Origin of the sequence: Mycolicibacterium arseniciresistens, assembly GCF_030519285.1 — a bacterium.
Lineage (GTDB): Bacteria > Actinomycetota > Actinomycetes > Mycobacteriales > Mycobacteriaceae > Mycobacterium > Mycobacterium arseniciresistens.
Genome location: NZ_JAUMSQ010000505.1, coordinates 1 through 1,265, shown reverse-complemented (window position 1 = coordinate 1,265; position 1,265 = coordinate 1). Strand labels below are relative to the sequence as shown.

At 74.9% G+C, this 1,265-nt stretch carries 1 protein-coding gene; it reads right to left on the bottom strand.

Going from position 1 to position 1,265, the window contains the following annotated elements; translation table 11 throughout:
* The coding region (locus Q2100_RS31050; RefSeq protein WP_302917098.1) for an acyltransferase domain-containing protein at positions 1-1,265 on the bottom strand (1,265 nt) is incomplete at both ends.

The following is a 1,265-nucleotide window of genomic DNA, read 5'->3' as shown; positions in this document are numbered from 1 at the left end:
CGCCACTGCGTGCCGGGCAGGTCGCCCGCCCACGGGGTGTCGGCGCCGATGCCGTGTGACACCTGCGCGCCGTGGCAGTGTAGGGCGGCCACCGCGGTGGCGACGGCGCGCACCTCGGCGGTCTGCCTGCGCAGCACCGGGACGACGGCGTGCTCGTCGATGCCGAGGTGCAGCAGCGTCTCGACGATCGAGTGCGCCACCACGGGGTGGGCGGACACCTCGAGGAACAGCCGGTGGCCGTCCTGGGCCGCGGCCGTCACGGCCTCAGCGAACCGGACCCGTCCGCGCAGATTGGCCACCCAGTAGTCCGGGTCGCGCGGGGCCGTCGACCGGGGGTCGGCGAGCGCCGTGGTGTAGAGCGGCACCGTCGCCTGCCGTGCGGACGGCAGGGTCGCCACGAGCCGGGCGAGCTCCCCGGTGAGCCCGTCCATCGCCGGACTGTGGAACGCCACATCGGTGTTCACCCGGCGCACCACGACACCCTCGTCGTCCCACGCGCGGCTCACGGCGTCCACCGCGTCGGCGACACCGGAGATGACCGTGGACTCCGCGGAGGCGCTGATGGCGGCCACCACGTCGGTGCGCCCCGCGAGCCGCCGCGCGGCGTCGTCGAACGGCAGCCGGACCAGGGCCATCGCGCCCTGTCCCATCACCGACCGGAAGCCCCGGGCGCGGTAGCACGCGACGGCGGCACCCTGCCGAAGGTCGAACACGCCGGCCACGACGCACGCGGCGACCTCACCGACCGAGTGGCCGATCACCGCCGCCGGCGTGACTCCGCGCTCACGCAGCACCGCGGCGAGGCCGACCTGCATGGCGAACGTCAGCGCCTGGACGCGGTCGGTGCCGCCGAGTTCGCCGGTGCTGAGCGCCTCGCGTGCCGAAAAGGCCAGCTCGGCGCCGAACACCTCGTCGACCTCGTCGATGACGCGGGCGAACACCGGCTCGGCCGCGATCAGCTGGCGGCCCATGCCTGCCCAGTGCGACCCGTGGCCGGAGAACACCCACACCGCGTCCCTCGGCTCGCCGGCCGGGATGACGCCGGTGACGAGGTTGGGGCTGACGTCGTCGCGGGCCAGCGCATCGAGTCCGGCGACCAGTTCGTGGTGCTGCTCGGCGATCACGGCGGCCCGGACCGGTTCGTGGGCCCGGCGGGCCCAGAGCGTGGCGGCCACCTCGGGCAGCGGTCGGTCGACACTTCTGAGGTGGTCTGCCAGCGCCTCGGCCTGGCCCTCCAGCCGGACACCGGAGCGTGCCGACAGCGG